We start from the raw sequence: 17994 nt of genomic DNA on the forward strand, positions 1-17994 counted from the left end.
ATCTTACATTTTAGTTAGAACTTATAAATATAAATGTTGGCTAAACTATACTTTCGACATAATTCATACCAATCCTCTATGAATTGAAAATTTCTTGGGGAATTTTTTCTGATTATGTCGAATCGATATTTTTCACATATTGTAGGAAGAAAGTGAGGAATGCTATGAGGGAAATGGAGTGATGGTATGAAAAGGCTAATAGTAAGTGGTAGTGTAGTGTTGTTTATGTTTTTATGTTCTATCGCTATTACTAGCGCAGAAAATAATAGTGTGAAAGTTGCTTTTATTCGTCATCATAACCTTTGGATTAAAGTTGATGGGAAAGAAAAACAACTTACAAAAGGAGAGAACATAACAGGGCCAAAGTGGTCACATGATGGAGAATGGCTGGCATATGTAAAAGGGGAGAAACAAAATATTCTTGAGTTATATCGGCTGAAAGATGGAAAGAAAGTTACGCCGTTTCACTCAGAAGCATCGAATTATCAATGGTCACCAACAGAAAATATAATTGCATTTATATTTACAGGTACATTGAATACATTTGATGTAGAAAAAAAGAATGCAGATTTTGAAAATGTATCGGCTGGTGTGGGTGATTATGCATGGTATCCTGATGGAAAGAACTTTCTTGTATCCTCTGAAGCGCACTTACTTCCAACAGGATGGACAGGGGCTCAGCTATATGAAGTGCAAAAAGATGCACATATGAATCCTCACAAAATGAAGCATTTGTATGCATTGCCAAATGAACATGATGATTTTCTAGCGCTAGTAGCAGGTGGCTTTAAGTGGTCACCAGATCAAAAGTGGATTTCATTTTTAGCGGTACCGACAGCTTCATGGTCAGCTGATAGTAATACGCTTTGCTTAGTTCGAGCAGATGGTAGTCGGTTTGAAATAGTAGATCAAATGCTATTAAATACAGAATGGTTCAAATGGGCACCATCAAAAAACATATTGGCTTATATTGAAGGAAGCGGGAGAGTTGCATTAGAGAATAAACATTTAAAAATAAAAGAACTGCCAGTACTCCAGCAGCAAACATTTACGCCGAAAGGATATGTGGATTGGGATTTTACATGGAAGAACGATAATGTAATTATCGTTTCACGAGCAAAAGAGGGAGGGTTTGAAACTCTGCCAGAAAAAAGGCCATTCCCATCTTTATATGAGATAAATAGCACAAGCGATAAACAATATCAAATTACAAAGTCATCTAATAAGCAAGGCGATTATCATCCAATTTTCATGAAGAAGAGCAATCAATTAATATGGATACGTTCAGATCGTAAGAAAGCTAATATATGGATAGCTCATAGTGATGGAAAACATGAAAAAAAGTGGATTGAAAATGTAGATATACCAGAGTGGTATTATGAGAAATGGAATTGGGAAAATGTTATCTCGGTGAAAGAAGAATAAAAAACTGCCTAAAAGATTGTTCTAGGCAGTTTTTTACTGTTATTTATGTGTTTTATTTGGCTTTTTTTTCGCTGGGTTTCCGTTCCCTTGGCGCTTTCTATTTTGTTCATCTTTTGCTTGTTTTTCATGTAGTGTATCTAAAAATTCATTCGAGTTACTCATGTTTATATCTCTCCTTTCATTTTGTCATGATTACTATAACCAATTAGGAGGATAATCATGAGTTAGAAGTTAGGCACTTAATTTTCTTCGATAATGTAAGTAAAATATTCCATACATAACAAATAGCATGAGTAAAACTTGTAACTCTACATTTGCCTTTAAAATAGCTGCGATAGGGTCTGGTAAGTACGGTGATTTATCATTTGTGCTTAAACCTAACCATTTATTTAAGAGGCTAATGGTACAAAACATAAAAACACCGGACCAGCTTGCCGTAATTGCTTTTTGTTTAATTTTTGTTTCACGTTCATCATCTGTAATCCAAGGATTAGCAGTTTTATCACTACTAAAGAAGCCGTTTATATATCCCCATATAATCATTCCAATAAAGACAATTATCCATTTCATATATGTAATTCTCCTTTCGGTGTAAAAAGTATTTTACATGTAATATTGTAATATTTTACAAACCTTCGTGTCAAATATTTTTTACATATCGGTTTTTATACAGCAGGAATAAAGAATGCAATAGGGAAGAAATATGTGTGAGGATTTTATAGTAAGAGGAGACTGAATATGAAAATCGTTTTTGTTCGGCATGGTGAAGGTGAACATACAACGGATTTAACAGAAAGTTTACAAGTGTTTGACCCACCATTGACGAGAGTAGGAAAGGCTCAAGCTAAATTACTTCAACGTGATGTATCATTACAAGAAACGGATATATTAATTGTTAGTCCTACACTTAGAACTTTACAAACGGCGACAATATGGAGTGCGAAAGTAGCTTGTCAAAAAATAGTCCATCCATATGTATCTCCGCGTATTTTTCCTTATCGAGAAGGAGCGAAAACATTACCGTGCGATTATATAGTAGATCAGGAAATGATAACAAAGTTATTTCCGCATTTTTCGATAGAGAAAAGCTCAAATAATCAGTTATGGAAGGAAGGTATAAACACTATTTCAGAGAATAGTTTTCAGCAAATAGTAGATGAATTTCTTCTTTGGTGTTATGAACTGGGTGCGGAAAGAATTTGCATTGTATCTCACGATGGAACAATTACAGCATATAGGCAATATTTACAGAAAGTCGTTTTAACTAGATCAGATTTTTTGAAAGAAACAGGTATATATGAAATGGATTTATCCCATAAAAGTCTGATTGATAAGGGCTGATTATAGGATGGAGGTTGTTTGTTGAATATTGCATTAGTAGTTGGTTTTAATTCGGATTTAGAGGCGCAATCAATACGAGCATCTCTTGAGTATTTTGGTGCAAGAGTTGTGACATATTGGATTGGTAGACCGAAAGATTTTGTGGAAGTTCTTTCTGGAAAGAACTTATTTAACGATATTAATTATATTATTTTTTGCTTTCATGGTGAAGAAGGGAAGTTTGTCATGGAAGAGTTAGGCGAAGAAGTATATGAACAAGATGAACCGAGAGGGTATTTTGGTAAAGCAGAAATTTATAAATATGCAAAATTGCATAATACACATATTGTAAATAGCGGGTGCACATTAGGGGAGCAAAAACTTGCAAAATCTTTTTTACATAGTGATGCAAAATCATATATTGGATCGATTGATTATGTAGATGGAAATGCAGCACTTATGTTTACTATACGCTTATTTTATGGGGTTATTAACCATGGGAAAACGTTAGAAGAAGCGTTTCAAGAAGCGAGTTTAATTGATGAGGAGACACATACATTTCGATTCTATAATTAGTATGAAACACGTTTATTCTATATTCGAATAAACGTGTTTCACATTTAACTCACAATTTTTTTACATTTTTTTCAATGAAAATGATTATCACCTGTGTTATGATATGTTCAAGTTTTTACAGGTAATAAAAGTTACTATATAAACGTTAGTTTTTAATGTTTCATACACATGTCATGAATTATTCATAATTAACATTTGAAAAATAAGTAACTAATGTTATTATATTAACTGTAACTAAATTAATTACAACTTTAGGAGGAAGATATGGTTATTCAATTTTTAAGAGAAAACAAAGCAGTTTCTTTTGTATTAGCAGTAATTCGAGTATATCTTGGTTACACATGGTTAATGGCTGGAATCGGTAAACTACAAGGAAAAGGATTCGATGCAACAGGTTATTTGCAAGGCGCAATTGAAAAATCTAAAGGTGCACAACCGGCTGTTCAATCTTGGTGGGCATCATTCTTACAAGAATTTGCAATTCCAAATGTAGATTTGTTTAATACGCTTGTAACATGGGGAGAAATTTTAGTCGGAATTGGTTTAATTGTAGGCTGTTTAACAAAAACAGCGGTCTTTTTTGGTCTTGTAATGAACTTTTCCTATATGTTTAGTGGGTCAATTGGTGTGAACCCTGAGATGGTTATCTTATCTATGTTTGTTCTTGTTGCCGGTATGAACGCTGGGAAATTTGGAATGGATGGCTTTGTTATCCCGAAAGTATTAGGATCAAAAACTCAAAAACGCCAAAAGCAAGCTGCTTAATATATGAAAACGGGTATCTCAAAATGAGATACCCGTTTATGTTATTTTTCAACTTTGATCGGATTGTTCTTAAAGAAGTCTTGTACATACCCGACAAATTCTTGTGGTTCTTGGCGAAATGGTGCATGATAACCTTTTTCAATAATATGTAAAGTGCTATTTTTTAAGAATTGATGATACGTTTCTCCTTCTTTCCAAGAAACGCTACTATCATTTCTGCCCCATATAATTAAAGTCGGCTGTTTCATTTCATTCGCATTAATTTTAAGACGTCTAGGCCATAGTTTCATTTTGTTATAATGCTCTTCATCGTTACGTTTGAATTTCACTTTGCTCTCATCATAATCAGTAATAGAAGAAACGGCATTTAAATCAGTCGGCAATTGTGGTTTTGGTGAGCCTTGTTTAGTAACGAATGTATGAGGACCACCTGTAGCATCAGTTAAAATAAGGTGAGTAACTGCTTCAGGATATAAATATGTTAAATTTAGAGAAATTTCTCCCCCCATGGAATGCCCCAGTATTGCGAATGAATCATACCCTAGTTTTTTCATTAATTTATAATACAAATTTGCATGAGTTGGAAAAGAATAATAAAAATCCATTGGCTTAGATGAGCGCCCGAATCCTAAAGCATCTACAGAAATAATTGTATGATCTTTTGCTAAATCGGAGTAAATCTTTTGAAAACCATCTGATGACCCTCCAAAGCCATGAATCATAAGTAAAGGTGGTTTTTCATTACCAATCTTTTTAAAGTAAATGGTTTGACCATCTATTTCTACCATTTTTTCCTCGGTAGCTAGTTTAGCTGTAATTGTATTTTTCACTTGCTTTACTTGTTCTACTGGCTTTTCTGCTGCACTACATCCTACTAATAGTGTAAGAGTAAGACAACCTACCATAAAATAGCTAAATCGCTTCAATTAGGTGTCTCCTTTCTAACATAACGCTGTATCTATCATAGCAAATAGCATATTACGATTTCCAGGAAGTTGGCTACCATTTTTTATCATAAGAGGTGAAAGGAGCGTTTCTTGGAAATTTTCTGTTTGAAGAAATTTACGAAATATAAATTGTGAATGTGGGACATCAATTCGTACTATACCATTCCAACATTCACATATCTTTTTTAATAATTGAATAGCATCTTCTTCTTGCTTGGCGATAAGTGGATGGATACATAATATATTGCCCTTTTGTATGCATAATGAAAAAGCTTCTATACGGTTATTTCTTTCAATTTTAAAAGCGTGTATGGCCCTTGGTAATAGCAAAGAGTAAAGTAGAGAACGATTCACACCAGTTGCAATTTGATCAAGAGAAGTAAGAGATATAAGGTCTTCTTCTCGTACTTGTTGTAAGTGAGAAGGATACGTCTTAGTAGTTTGCTTTTCAAAACGATGAATTGTTGTTGCTGTTTGAAATCCACATGATGTGTATAGAGGTTCGCCAGCTTTTGTCGCAATAAGTGCAATTGGTTGTTTTGGATGAATTTGTTCCAAGCAATGATTTAGCAACATGCGCCCTATTCCTCGTCCTTGAAAATTAGGGTGAACGATTAACATACCAATGGAAGTGAAGTTACTTGTAAAAGGAAATACTCCTCCAGTCGCAATGAGTTTGTTTTCATAAATATAACCTACAAGTGTGCCGATAGAAAGATACATTTCGAATTGCTTTTTCATAAAAATTTCATCGTGTAACCATCCAACAGATTTGCAAAGATTAAGTAATTCAAAAATAAAAGACTCATTTAGCTTTACTATTTTCATAAAGGCTCACCGCATTTCTATTTAATTTCATAAAAATAGAGTCAAAATGTAAAAAAAAGAGATTTACGTTAAATGAAATCCAACCTGTTTATATTTAAATTGTAAAGAGCAGGATGGCTGATACGAAGAGACAAAGTTATACAAATTATAACTGATATTTACATAAGTTAACAAAAAATTTACACACAGCTAATTTTCTCTTAATAGTCTTCCATTAAATTTGATAGTGGGAAATGAATAACCTAATTAGGGGGACAAGACAGTGAAAAAGTTTGTGAAAAAAGCATGGCCATTTGCAGTTGTGGCATCATTAGCAGTTACTTCGGTAGCAACATGGAATTTTACTCGTTCTAGTGAGGTTAATGCAGATGAGAACGGAAGCAATGCAAAGATTAAAAATGTTATCGTATTAATTGGGGATGGTATGGGCCCTTCATATATGACGGCTCACCGTTATATGAAAGATAATCCAAAAACCTTTGAAATGGAATCTACAGAATTTGATAAGCATCTTGTAGGAACACAAAAAACATACCCAGAAGATGAGCATGAAAATATTACAGACTCTGCATCAGCAGCAACAGCTATGTCAGCAGGGATTAAAACATATAATGCTGCAATTGCAGTTGATAATGATAAAGCGGAAGTGAAAACGGTTCTTGAGCAAGCGAAAGAAAAAGGGAAATCAACGGGACTTGTTGCAACTTCTGAAATTACACATGCAACACCAGCTGCTTTCGGTGCGCATGACATTAGCCGTAAAAATATGGACGCAATTGCAAATGATTATTTTGATGAGAAAATTAAAGGGAAGCATAAAGTAGATGTTATGCTTGGCGGCGGCGTAAAGAACTTTGTTAGAAAAGATCGTAATCTTACAGAAGAGTTTAAGAAATCTGGTTATAGCTATGTAACGGATCGAGATCAATTGTTAAATGATAAAAATGATCAAATTCTTGGTTTATTTGCACCAGGTGGATTAGATAAAATGATTGACCGTAATGATAAAACACCTTCATTAGAAGAAATGACTAATGCAGCAATTGAGCGTTTGAACAAAAATAAAAATGGTTTCTTCTTAATGGTGGAAGGAAGTCAAATCGACTGGGCTGGACATGATAATGATATCGTTGGTGCAATGAGTGAAATGGAAGACTTCGAAAAAGCTTTCAAAGCAGCGATTGAGTTTGCGAAAAAAGATAAAAATACGTTAGTTGTTGCAACGGCAGACCACGCAACAGGTGGATTATCTTTAGGGGCCAATGGCGAGTATAACTTTAAAGTAGATCCAATTAAAGCTGCAAAACGCACACCAGACTTTATGGCAAATGAGATTGCAAAAGGTGCAAATGTAGAAGAAACATTGAAAAAGTATATTGATTTACAATTAACTCCAGAAGAAATTCAAGCTGTAAATGATATAGCTCCGTCAAAAGATGTAACAAAGATTGATAATGCAATTGAAGATATTTTCAATAAGCGCTCGGTTACAGGCTGGACAACTGGTGGACATACAGGGGAAGATGTGAACGTGTATGCATTTGGTCCAGGTAAATACTTATTCTCAGGCGTTCAAGAGAATACAAATATAGCGAAACGTGTCTTTGATATTGTTGGCGGTGGCGATCCGAATAAAGGAAGACGTTAATTAAGAGCGAAAGTGAGGCGAAATGCCTCACTTTTCTTTTTAGGAGTTGGGAATATGGAAAAAATATTTAGGAAATTAAGATTCCTTCTAGTATTTGTAGTATTACTAGTTGGATGTCAACAAGAAGAGAATAACGTAGAACAAAAATTTACTACTAAAAAAACTGAGGAAAAGGTACAAATAACAAAAGAAGAAGAGAAATCTATTCAAGATGTTATTACTACATTTGTGCGAACGACGAATGAAAAAAATCTTGCAGAACATATGGAGTTATTTTCAAAGAAGATGCCTAGTGCTGAAGACTTAAAAACACAAAAAGAAGCCGCATTTCAAAAGGGAAATAAGAAGATTGAATTGGAACATATAGATATGAAAGCTAGTAAAGTAGGGTATGTTATTGTTGAAACGAAAGAAAAGGAAGTAGACGATAGTGTCACTCTTCAAAAGAAAGTACAGTACGCTCTTGGAAAAGAAGATGAGAAATGGAAGATTGAAGAGGTTCGCACGATAGAGAAAAAATAACGTGAAACTTTAATAAGTGTGGGAGTCGCACTTCTAAAAAATGGTACAAAAAAGGTTCTCATTGGCGAGAACCTTTTTTTATAGTGGTAGCATAATTTGATTTGAGCATGCCTCAATATCATCAATATCTTGACGAATTGTGGCCATTTTATTATCAAGATCTTCAGCTTTCATTGCTGCATCATGTAGTTCATCTTTTAAATACTCCGGTATTTTCCCTTCATATTTATAATAAAGTTTGTGTTCTAAACTTGCCCAAAAGTCCATTGCCAGTGTACGTAACTGAATTTCTGCAAATACATCTTTTGTACCAGAATTCAGTGATAAAGGATATTTAATAATCATGTGTAAACTTTTATAACCGTTTCCCTTTGGATTAGCGATATAATCTTTTACCTCTATGATTTCCATATCTTCACGCTTTTGAATGACTTCTTTTAAATGATAAATATCTTCTACGAAGCAACATGTAATACGAATACCAATAATATCTTGTAAATGCGTTTGGGCATTTTCAACTGTCGGTAATAAATTTTTACGTTCAAGCTTTTTAATAATACTTTCAGGTTGTTTTAGTCTTGTTTTTATATGTTCAAACGGGTTGTAATCCTCTAAAAATTGAGCTTCCCGGTTCATAATTTCAAATTTAGTTTTTAACTCTTCTAAAGCAAATGTATATGGTAATACAAAAGCTTTCCAGTAGTTAACTGTTGATTGATTATATTCCATTTATATACACACCTTTTCCTATTTACAAGTGAGGTTGTTATTATACTAAATACCAAATCATATAAGCACAAGCGGCAAATGATGAGATCATAAAGCGATATTTAGTTTTCATACTTTCAACTCCTTTCGAGTAAGATTCTATATAAATAAACGTGATTGTTAATAAGTTCACTATGTACAATTTCTATAGTAATAGATTCGTGTGAATTTCGTATGAACTAATTGTTTCAGCTTTTTGTCTTTTTTACTGTTAATCATAATTATTATTCGGATTTAAAGTGTTTTCATTTGATTTATCTATTTGTATAAATTAATGTATATTTAGATTTATAGTTATTAAGGAGGATATATGGTGAACTTTGAAGAATTAGCAATTGCTAGACGTTCTGCAATGAAATTTATACAAGGTATAGAAATCCCTGATGAGGATTTTAAAAAAATATTTGAGTTAACTAAGCTTTCTCCATCTTGCTATAATTTGCAGCACACACATTATGTTGTAATTCGTGATCAAGAGCGAAAAGAAAGATTAAAAGAATTAGCGTTCGGTCAATATAAAGTATCGAGTGCATCAGCGGTAGTGCTCGTTTGTGGTGATAAAAGAGCATACCAAAATGTTGAAAATATTTACTTCGGTATGAAAGTTTTAAAAATGATTGATGAATGCGAATATGAAGATACAATTAGGCAAACGAAAGGTTTATATGAAGGAAAAGGAGAGCGTTTCATGGAGGATGAAGCGATTAGAAATGCTTCGTTAAGCGCGATGACTTTTATGTACGCAGCTAAATATTATGGCTATGATACATGTCCAATGATTGGTTTCGATGAAAAAGCAGTACAAAGTGAATTAAATATGCCAGAGCATGTAATACCTGTTTTAATGATTACGATAGGGAAAAGTGATACGACTAAAGTTCGTCCAAGAGGATATCGAAAGCCAATTAGTGAGTTTGTTACATACGAATCGTTTTAATAAAATTTATTTAACTATAAAAACAAGGGGATTCTAAATGGAATCTTCTTGTTTTTGCAATTGACAAATAGAATGAAGTTTTATAATATATAAATCGTAATCATTACGTTTTAGTTTGCGATCTTTGAAAGAAAGGAGAATTACCTATGCGTGTAAATATTACATTAGCTTGTACGGAGTGCGGTGATCGTAATTATATTTCTAAAAAAAATAAACGAAACAATCCAGAACGTATCGAACTAAAAAAATATTGTCCACGATTAAAGCGAGTAACGTTACACCGTGAGACGAAGTAGAAGACTAGAGATATCTCTAGTCTTTTTTTTTGTTAATAAGTTTTGGTTTTCTTTGTTATAATTACCTTAAATTGTAACGAAGGAGAGGGCATGGTGAATCAAAAAGATAAAGAAAGAAAAGAGCACGTAGCTCATATTATTGAAATTCCAGATGAATATAGGCTTGTTGTAGATGATCAAGAAGGGGTTGATGACCCGTATCATCTATTATGGTGGGGACATAAAGATGATGAGGAGAAACAGATACAAATTACATTAAATAGACATACTGGTAATTTAATTGAATTTAGGATAGATGATGGAGATTCTTTTTCGAGTGATAAGGGAGCGATAGAGGAGAATAAAGCAAGAGAGGTTGCAAATACATTCTTAAAAAAATATACAAAAGAAGGATATGAATTCTATACATATGTAACGGTTAAGGACGACAGGCGCGGTTGGAAAGAAGTAAATTATATGCAAGAAGTGAATAGCTATCCATTGCCGAATACTGGGTGTGTTGTGCGAGTGCACCCTTCAGGTAATGTTGTGCATTTTCATTACAATGGACAAAAAGCCATAGAGAAAAAACCGTTATGGCCAAGTGAAATTGTTGGGGAGAATATCGTTTTAGAAAATTTGAAAGCTAGACAAGATATGAGACTTGTATTTGTAGATTTAACATACTCTTCATGTGAGTATGAAAACGGGGAAGAAGTAAAAGGGTACCATCTTGTATATGAACCAGAGCCTAGTCATGCGTTTATTGATGCAAGTACAGGTAAAGATTTATATGGGCCAGAACACTATAAATTACCTTCTACAGTACTTGTTGATAAACCGCTAAAGAGTAGTCAAAAAAAAGATGTGTTTGATTTATTTGATTGGGACAAGGAGAAGTTTGTCAAAATAGATGAAAAAGTAGATGAGGATGAAGTCCGGATAAAATTTGTATTAAAAGAAGAATTACAAAAAGAAATAGAAGAGAAGGATTCATATTCAATGGATGAGTTTTATAAAAAACATTTTCCAATGTTGAAACATGATGAATTCGTTGTAATTACTCTAGATAAAGAAACAAATCAATTGCTTTCTTTTTTTATGTGGAAGGATGAGAAAAAAAGGAAAACAATCTTATCGAGAGAGCAATGTTTAAGCAAGGCACTTCAATTTTTAGAGCATATTATCCCAGATGCGACAAAGTATGTTCAACTTTGGGATAATTATGAGGAGGAAGAGGGGATAGAGAGGTTTTCCTTTTCAATCTATGTAAATGACATTCATGTAGAGCGGAAATATATTATGATCAACATCAATGCAGAAAATGGTGCTGTGATGCACTACTCTGGAGAGTCTGGCAACTTTATAAAAGAATTACTTACATATGAAACAACACCAAAAGTAACAAAAGAAAAAGCGTTAGAAATATACAGAGAGGCTATCCGAGTTAAATTAGAATGGTTTGTGGATCATGATGCAGAGGAAACGAAATACAAACTACTGTACAAACAAACGACAGATGAAAAACATAAAGAACCTTTTGATTGTAGTCGGGAAATTCGTTATATTGATGCCCAAACTGGGAGAAAGATTTGGAGTAAGTAAAATAAAAAGAGTTATTTTTCAAAGAAAATAACTCTTTTTATTTTTATAATTTGTCTGTTCGTTTTTCAAAATTAAATGTGATAGGAAGATTGGAAGAAGAATTATCACTTTTAAATGTTACTTTCCATTCTTTAGTATGGGCTTTAATTTCAAAATTAAGAAGATTCATCGCTCTACGTTTATCTATTTCTAAAAACATATTATGAATTTCTGGTTCTTGCTGTAAATTAAGAGCCTTTAGTGTGACTGTTAATGTGAAAAAATTTTGCCCTTCATATACTATTTTTGATATTTTTGTTTTTTGTGTATTTAACAGTATATAAAAACGGTCTGATGGAGTTAATTGTACAGAGTCATCAGTAATTTCATTCTCGCTATTATAAAGTTCAACTAAGAAAGATGTACTATGGGAAGAATGTTTTTTGCTTGTAATCTGTAATTCAGTAGGAATCATCGGTATTTCATAAAAATCATTCCTTATTATGTTATTGTAATCCTCTGAAAATTTACGGACTTCTTTTGGAAAAGAGTCTTCTTGTGTACTTAAAAAAGTTTTATGTTGCTTTGGAGTTTTTTTACTAAAATTTAATGTTTCTTTAAAGTAATAATTGGATCCAGTTAAAAATAAAAAACTACAAATTAATAAAAAAATTCGATACGGATTTTGAAAGTTAAAGAACAGTAGTATACATGTAATAAATCCAATTACATAGAAAATAAAGATAAGTAGTTCTAGTTTTGAGTGAAAGGAGAAACCATAATTATGAAAAAATTTCATTCCAATTATAATTTGAGCTCCAAAAAACAAAGAAATTCCAAATTGAAAAAATAATAAATCAGGCCCTCTCTTAATAACAAAAGTAATGAACGAAATGAAAAGTAAAAATACCCCTAAATAAATTGTTACATTTAATAATCGATCTAATGTAAGCATGAATAGTTTCCCCTTTAATAGCATATTCATATATAAATAACAATTTTATATAATTATAATATAACAATAAAATATTTTAAATGTTGGAAGTGTTGAGTTTTATAAATAAACTGTACAGACACAAACAACCTCAAGCCCACATACACATAATAAAGACCACTATTTTGGCGGAGGTGAAAGGTTTGAGTCTATTCGCCGCAATTGGATATATGGTTCGAGAAGTGTTTGTCTTTGTTTCTTATGTGAAAAATAATGCGTTTCCGCAGCCGTTATCATCAGATGATGAGAGAAAGTACTTAGAGTTAATGGAGCAAGGTGATGCTCAAGCGAGAAATCTTTTAATTGAACATAATTTACGGCTTGTAGCTCATATCGTTAAAAAATTTGAGAACACAGGAGAAGATGCAGAAGATTTAATTTCAATTGGTACAATCGGACTCATTAAAGCGATCGAGAGCTATTCTGCAGGAAAGGGAACGAAGCTTGCGACGTATGCAGCACGCTGTATTGAAAATGAAATTTTGATGCATTTACGTGTACTAAAGAAAACGAAAAAAGATGTTTCACTTCATGATCCGATCGGGCAAGATAAAGAGGGCAATGAAATATCGCTTATTGATATATTAAAATCAGAGTCTGAAGATGTAATTGATATGATTCAGCTTAGTATGGAGTTAGAAAAAATTAAAGAGTATATCGATATTTTAGACGAAAGAGAAAAAGAAGTGATTGTGAAACGTTTTGGACTTGGGCTAGATAAGGAGAAAACACAGCGGGAAATCGCTAAGGCGCTTGGCATTTCTAGAAGTTACGTATCACGGATCGAAAAGCGTGCTTTAATGAAAATGTTCCACGAGTTTGTAAGGGCAGAGAAAGAGAAAAAAGCGAAAGAGTAAAGTGTATTAGAAGCAGCCATATTTTAAAATGGGCTGCTTTTCTTATTGTAAATAAGAAAAGAAAACGCGTTATGCTAAGAAGAAATACATGTTCACTGTTGAAAATGACGGATTCTATCTGTAATATTAGAAGGTGCTAAATAATTTAAGAATAATACCATACTTAGTTTTCTGTATGTATAATAAGGCTGCTTTATATGATATGTGGGAATAAGAACCAATTTTACGTATGATATAGAAAGAAAATAAGGGAAAACTAAAGTTATAGACTGATTAGGGGGTTTCGCAATTTGCGACGTACATTATATCGACTTATGATAGAACTTACAAATGGTCGCTTTACTTCTTATATATTACGTAAATTTGCACAATCTCGTTTGAGCTCTATCATTATTCCATCGTATGCGAAAGTTTTTCAAATTAATCAAGATGAGATGGAAAAGGGTTTGAAGGAATATAGAACATTGCATGAATTATTTACGCGTAAGCTAAAAGAAGGAAAGCGTAGTATTGATACAGATGCATCGAGTATCGTTAGTCCTGTTGATGGTGTTTTTGCAGATCATGGTCCTATTGAGGATACAAAAACATTTGATATTAAAGGAAAGCGCTATTCAATTGTGGATATGCTAGGTAATGAAGAACGTGCAACGCGATATGCAGGCGGTACATATATGGTAATTTATTTGAGTCCAAGTCACTATCATCGCATTCATAGTCCGCTTTCTGGTTCTGTGACTGAAAGATTTGTACTCGGTAGAAAATCGTATCCGGTAAATGCAGCTGGTATGGAATACGGGAAAGAACCGCTGTCAAAAAATTATCGTTCTGTTACAGAAGTAAGCAGTGATGGCGAACATATGGCTCTTGTAAAAGTAGGGGCCATGTTTGTTAATAGTATTGAGCTTTTGCATGAGAGAGACACTGTTCAAAAAGGTGAAGAAATGGCATACTTTACATTTGGTTCAACAGTTGTGTTATTGTTTGAAAAAGATATGATAGAAGTAGTGCAGGAATTAAAGAGTGGACAAGAGCTGCGTCTTGGTGAAAAAATAGCTACTCGATTAGCTCATAAATAAAGAAAAGCTTTTATAACCGTAAGTAAGAGTTATGGGCAAAGATACTTAATGATGAAATCCCCTAGATGGGAGTACTTGTTTATTCGAGAGCCATCGTAGGATGGCTCTTTTTACAGGGCATTCAATAATGTATCCTGTAACTGTTTGATTGGTACGGGCTGATTAAACTTTCACTTTATATGTAATCAAGAAGATTTGACAAGCTTGTCCTCTAATGAGCGTCTAATGATTTCTTGTTTTATAAGTAAAATGAAGTCGGGATTTAATTTTAGTTCTTTTGCTTTATAATAAGACTCAGTGAGTAACTCAGTGGATAACTGTTCCATATGTTTTGTTTTCAAGGTGAGTCACCTCCTAATAATATAAGGATTGATTCGTTGATGCATTTAATGTACCAAAAAAGTATGACAGTCACAAACGAGTGGTTATCCACATACCTAGGTGGATAAAGTGTGTATAGTTTGTTAGTAAATTCCAAATTAACTGAAAGATTAATGTGGAAAATGTGTACAATTTTATCCACAGGTTATATATCGAAAAATGTTGTCGAAAAATTTTATGAAAAATCCTCAAAGAGGTGAAAGAAATTGAAGCTATTTTTACCAAATGAATACGTGAAAAATGTATATCATGTTCAACCAGAAGATTTAAAAAAACGTGGGATTAAAGGTGTTATTACTGATTTAGATAACACTTTAATTGAATGGGATCGTCCAAATGCAACCCCGCAACTTGAAGAATGGTTCTTAAAAATGAAAGAGCAAGGCATCCAAGTAACGGTTGTTTCAAATAATAATGAGCAACGTGTAAAAGATTTTGCTGACCCATTAGGTATTCCATTTATTCATAGTGCACGTAAACCATTTGTTCGAGCGTTTAAGCGTGCGATACAAGAGATGCATCTGCAGGCAGAGGAAGTTGTAGTAATTGGAGATCAGTTACTGACTGATGTGCTTGGTGGAAACCGAGTAGGGCTTCATACAATTTTAGTTGTACCGGTAGCACAAACGGACGGATTAGTGACGCGCTTTAATCGAAAAATTGAACGAAGAATCATGAAAAATATGAAGAAAAAAGGTTTAATTAACTGGGAGGAATAAAGTTTGACTGAAACAATTAAATGTATTGGTTGCGGTGTAGAAATTCAAACAGAAAATAAAAACGAAGTGGGGTATGCTCCTACCTCATCTTTAGAGAAAGAACAAGTCATTTGTCAACGTTGTTTTCGCTTGAAGCATTACAATGAAATTCAAGATGTATCGTTAACAGATGATGACTTCCTACGCATTTTAAATGGAATTGGAAAATCAGATGCATTAGTAGTCAAAATTGTAGATATTTTTGATTTTAATGGTAGCTGGTTACCTGGCTTACATCGTTTCGTAGGAAATAATAAAGTATTACTTGTTGGAAATAAAGCTGATTTAATTCCAAAGTCAGTAAAACATGATAAAGTAAAGCATTGGATGCGCTATAGTGCAAAGCAGCTAGGATTAAAACCAGAAGATGTCTTTTTAATTAGTGCAGCGAAGGGACAAGGAATTGCTGAACTAGCAGATGCTATTGAGTATTATCGCGGCGGCAAAGATGTTTACGTTGTTGGATGTACGAATGTAGGGAAATCGACATTTATTAATCGTATGATTAAAGAATTTAGTGATGAGACTGAAAATGTAATTACAACATCTCATTTCCCAGGAACAACACTGGATTTAATTGATATTCCATTAGACGAAGAATCTTCTTTATATGATACGCCAGGTATTATTAACCACCACCAAATGGCTCATTATGTTGGGAAGCAAAGCTTAAAGCTTATTACACCAACAAAAGAAATTAAGCCGATGGTATTCCAATTAAATGAAGAACAAACGTTATTCTTTAGTGGATTGGCACGTTTTGATTATGTAAGTGGTGGTCGTCGTGCGTTTACTTGTCACTTCTCGAATCGTTTAACAATCCATCGTACAAAGCTTGAGAAAGCAGATGAATTATATAAAAATCATGCTGGAGATTTACTAAGCCCGCCAACACCAGAAGAATTAGCAAATATGCCTGAGTTAGTGAAATACGAATTTAATATTCGTGAACCAAAGACGGATGTTGTATTCTCTGGATTAGGATGGGTTACTGTGAACGAACCAGGCGCAAAAATTGTTGCACACGTACCAAAAGGAGTAAGTGTTTCACTACGTAAATCTTTAATTTAATATGGAGAGGGATTTATGAAACAATTATATGGTGTAATCGGAAATCCAATTGGACATTCATTATCACCCGTTATGCATAACGATGCATTTGAACACTTGAATATGGATGCCCATTATCATGCATTCCTTGTTGAAGAGGAAGCGCTAGGGGAAGCAGTAAGAGGTTTAAAAGCATTAGGTATTTCAGGATTTAATGTAACAACTCCGCACAAGGTTGCTATCATGGAGTATTTGGATGAGATTGATCCATTGGCAAGGAAAATCGGTGCAGTAAATACAGTGGTTCATAAGAATGGAAGGTTAATTGGCTACAACACAGATGGAATTGGTTTTGTTCGAGCGCTGCAGTCAATTAGTAATGAACCACTTCAAGGGAAACGTATTTTGTTACTTGGTGCAGGTGGTGCTAGCCGAGCTATTTATTTTTCTCTTGCTGATGTAGGTGTAAAAGAGATTGATGTAGCCAATCGTACAGTAGATAAGGCGAAAGAACTTATTGCTGCACGTACGGCCGATGTTAATTCTGTTGCTTTGTCGTTAGAAAAAGCGACAGAAGAACAAGGAAATTATGATATTATCATTCAGACGACAACGATAGGTATGCATCCACACGTCGAACATACGCCATTACAAATGTGTTCGTTAAAAAAAGGAACGATTGTATCAGATATAATTTATAATCCATTTGAAACGAAAATTTTATGTGAGGCAAAAGAGCAAGGTGCAATCATTCAAAATGGTATTGATATGTTTGTTTATCAAGGAGCACTTGCATTTGAAATGTGGACAGGACGTGTACCAAATATTGATCGAATGAAACAATTAGTTATAGAAAAGCTTGGAGGCTAACATATATGTTAACAGGAAAACAAAAAAGATTTTTACGTGCACAAGCACATCATTTAACACCAATTTTTCAAGTAGGAAAAGGCGGAGTAAATGAAAATATGGTAAAACAAATTGGAGAAGCGTTAGAAGTTCGTGAACTATTTAAAGTGAGTGTATTACAAAACTGTGAATTTGATCGCCGTGAGGTTGCGGAAGAACTTGCAAAAGGTGCACGTGCTGAAATCGTTCAAGTAATTGGAAGTACAATCGTTTTATACAAAGAATCAAGAGAAAATAAACAAATTAAGCTTCCTCGATAAAAAGATTAGCATGCGCTATTTTTTATCGCTGATGCGTAATGATGTAGAGAGCGAAACCAATTGAACTTTTATTAATAGCAACTCTCTTCGTTCCTAACCAAGGAGAGTTGC

22 protein-coding genes are annotated in these 17994 nt (G+C 33.5%); 15 read left to right on the forward strand and 7 right to left on the reverse strand.

Features of this window, described 5'->3' with window-relative positions; translation table 11 throughout:
* The first annotated feature begins 186 nt into the window (after positions 1-186).
* A complete protein-coding gene (locus MRP26_RS05060; RefSeq protein ID WP_197242763.1) occupies positions 187-1425 on the forward strand; it encodes a TolB family protein in 1239 nt (412 codons plus the stop codon).
* Between the two features lie 39 nt (positions 1426-1464).
* Here the strand turns inward: MRP26_RS05060 and MRP26_RS05065 are convergent, their stop codons facing one another.
* On the reverse strand, positions 1465-1587 hold the full coding sequence (locus tag MRP26_RS05065) for a DUF4023 domain-containing protein (protein ID WP_000071866.1): 123 nt from the start codon (positions 1585-1587) through the stop codon (positions 1465-1467).
* 69 nt (positions 1588-1656) lie between these two features.
* Complete coding sequence (locus MRP26_RS05070) at positions 1657-1995, reverse strand: hypothetical protein (protein WP_053563627.1); 339 nt, start codon at positions 1993-1995, stop codon at positions 1657-1659.
* Positions 1996-2163: 168 nt separating this feature from the next.
* On the opposite strand from MRP26_RS05070, the gene MRP26_RS05075 reads away from it, so the two are divergent.
* From MRP26_RS05075 to MRP26_RS05085, 3 genes are all read left to right on the forward strand, one after another.
* The gene (locus MRP26_RS05075; RefSeq protein WP_053563628.1) at positions 2164-2766 is read left to right on the forward strand and encodes a phosphoglycerate mutase family protein; all 603 of its coding nucleotides are present in this window, start codon (positions 2164-2166) and stop codon (positions 2764-2766) included.
* An 18-nt stretch (positions 2767-2784) separates the two neighbouring features.
* Positions 2785-3321, forward strand: a complete 537-nt coding sequence (locus MRP26_RS05080; RefSeq protein WP_197242762.1) for a delta-aminolevulinic acid dehydratase — start codon at positions 2785-2787, stop codon at positions 3319-3321.
* 264 nt (positions 3322-3585) lie between these two features.
* Positions 3586-4086, forward strand: a complete 501-nt coding sequence (locus MRP26_RS05085; RefSeq protein ID WP_000236608.1) for a DoxX family protein — start codon at positions 3586-3588, stop codon at positions 4084-4086.
* 41 nt (positions 4087-4127) lie between these two features.
* Here MRP26_RS05085 and MRP26_RS05090 read toward each other — a convergent pair whose 3' ends face one another.
* Together MRP26_RS05090 and MRP26_RS05095 are read right to left on the reverse strand one after the other, a co-directional pair.
* Positions 4128-5012 (reverse strand): alpha/beta fold hydrolase, encoded by an 885-nt coding sequence (locus tag MRP26_RS05090; RefSeq protein WP_000819813.1) that lies wholly within the window; start codon positions 5010-5012, stop codon positions 4128-4130.
* 15 nt (positions 5013-5027) lie between these two features.
* Positions 5028-5861, reverse strand: coding sequence for a GNAT family N-acetyltransferase (locus MRP26_RS05095; protein WP_197242760.1), 834 nt, complete (start codon positions 5859-5861; stop codon positions 5028-5030).
* Positions 5862-6123: 262 nt separating this feature from the next.
* Here MRP26_RS05095 and MRP26_RS05100 point away from each other — a divergent pair, with 262 nt between their 5' ends.
* The gene (locus tag MRP26_RS05100) at positions 6124-7509 is read left to right on the forward strand and encodes an alkaline phosphatase (RefSeq protein WP_000714908.1); all 1386 of its coding nucleotides are present in this window, start codon (positions 6124-6126) and stop codon (positions 7507-7509) included.
* Between the two features lie 54 nt (positions 7510-7563).
* The gene (locus MRP26_RS05105; protein WP_053563631.1) at positions 7564-8031 is read left to right on the forward strand and encodes a hypothetical protein; all 468 of its coding nucleotides are present in this window, start codon (positions 7564-7566) and stop codon (positions 8029-8031) included.
* Positions 8032-8109: 78 nt separating this feature from the next.
* On the opposite strand, the gene MRP26_RS05110 is transcribed toward MRP26_RS05105, so the two are convergent.
* Positions 8110-8760, reverse strand: coding sequence for a GTP pyrophosphokinase (locus MRP26_RS05110; protein WP_000456213.1), 651 nt, complete (start codon positions 8758-8760; stop codon positions 8110-8112).
* 349 nt (positions 8761-9109) lie between these two features.
* On the opposite strand from MRP26_RS05110, the gene MRP26_RS05115 reads away from it, so the two are divergent.
* From MRP26_RS05115 to MRP26_RS05125, 3 genes are all read left to right on the forward strand, one after another.
* Positions 9110-9736 carry a nitroreductase family protein gene (locus tag MRP26_RS05115; RefSeq protein ID WP_000245980.1) on the forward strand — a complete coding sequence of 209 codons (627 nt, stop codon included), beginning with the start codon at positions 9110-9112 and terminating at the stop codon, positions 9734-9736.
* Between the two features lie 146 nt (positions 9737-9882).
* Positions 9883-10032 carry a 50S ribosomal protein L33 gene (gene rpmG, locus MRP26_RS05120; RefSeq protein ID WP_001265617.1) on the forward strand — a complete coding sequence of 50 codons (150 nt, stop codon included), beginning with the start codon at positions 9883-9885 and terminating at the stop codon, positions 10030-10032.
* 90 nt (positions 10033-10122) lie between these two features.
* Positions 10123-11616, forward strand: a complete 1494-nt coding sequence (locus MRP26_RS05125; protein WP_242806025.1) for a YcdB/YcdC domain-containing protein — start codon at positions 10123-10125, stop codon at positions 11614-11616.
* A gap of 43 nt (positions 11617-11659) precedes the next feature.
* Here MRP26_RS05125 and MRP26_RS05130 read toward each other — a convergent pair whose 3' ends face one another.
* On the reverse strand, positions 11660-12580 hold the full coding sequence (locus tag MRP26_RS05130; RefSeq protein ID WP_003271732.1) for a hypothetical protein: 921 nt from the start codon (positions 12578-12580) through the stop codon (positions 11660-11662).
* A 152-nt stretch (positions 12581-12732) separates the two neighbouring features.
* Here MRP26_RS05130 and sigK point away from each other — a divergent pair, with 152 nt between their 5' ends.
* Positions 12733-13446, forward strand: coding sequence for an RNA polymerase sporulation sigma factor SigK (gene sigK, locus MRP26_RS05135; RefSeq protein ID WP_000051382.1), 714 nt, complete (start codon positions 12733-12735; stop codon positions 13444-13446).
* 290 nt (positions 13447-13736) lie between these two features.
* Positions 13737-14525, forward strand: coding sequence for a phosphatidylserine decarboxylase (locus MRP26_RS05140; protein WP_001255000.1), 789 nt, complete (start codon positions 13737-13739; stop codon positions 14523-14525).
* 185 nt (positions 14526-14710) lie between these two features.
* Here MRP26_RS05140 and sda read toward each other — a convergent pair whose 3' ends face one another.
* A complete protein-coding gene (gene sda / locus MRP26_RS05145) occupies positions 14711-14866 on the reverse strand; it encodes a sporulation histidine kinase inhibitor Sda (protein WP_000850094.1) in 156 nt (51 codons plus the stop codon).
* Between the two features lie 246 nt (positions 14867-15112).
* On the opposite strand from sda, the gene MRP26_RS05150 reads away from it, so the two are divergent.
* The 4 genes from MRP26_RS05150 to yhbY are packed head-to-tail and all read left to right on the forward strand — an operon-like array spanning position 15113 to position 17883.
* Complete coding sequence (locus tag MRP26_RS05150) at positions 15113-15625, forward strand: YqeG family HAD IIIA-type phosphatase (RefSeq protein ID WP_000765307.1); 513 nt, start codon at positions 15113-15115, stop codon at positions 15623-15625.
* Positions 15626-15628: 3 nt separating this feature from the next.
* On the forward strand, positions 15629-16735 hold the full coding sequence (gene yqeH / locus MRP26_RS05155; protein ID WP_000140807.1) for a ribosome biogenesis GTPase YqeH: 1107 nt from the start codon (positions 15629-15631) through the stop codon (positions 16733-16735).
* 15 nt (positions 16736-16750) lie between these two features.
* Positions 16751-17584: a shikimate dehydrogenase gene (gene aroE / locus MRP26_RS05160; protein WP_000812072.1), complete on the forward strand. Its 834-nt coding sequence runs from the start codon at positions 16751-16753 to the stop codon at positions 17582-17584.
* A 5-nt stretch (positions 17585-17589) separates the two neighbouring features.
* Positions 17590-17883, forward strand: coding sequence for a ribosome assembly RNA-binding protein YhbY (gene yhbY / locus MRP26_RS05165; RefSeq protein ID WP_000955227.1), 294 nt, complete (start codon positions 17590-17592; stop codon positions 17881-17883).
* Positions 17884-17994 lie beyond the last annotated feature (111 nt).

The sequence above is a fragment of the Bacillus sp. CCB-MMP212 genome (genome assembly GCF_022748145.1).
GTDB lineage: Bacteria > Bacillota > Bacilli > Bacillales > Bacillaceae_G > Bacillus_A > Bacillus_A cereus.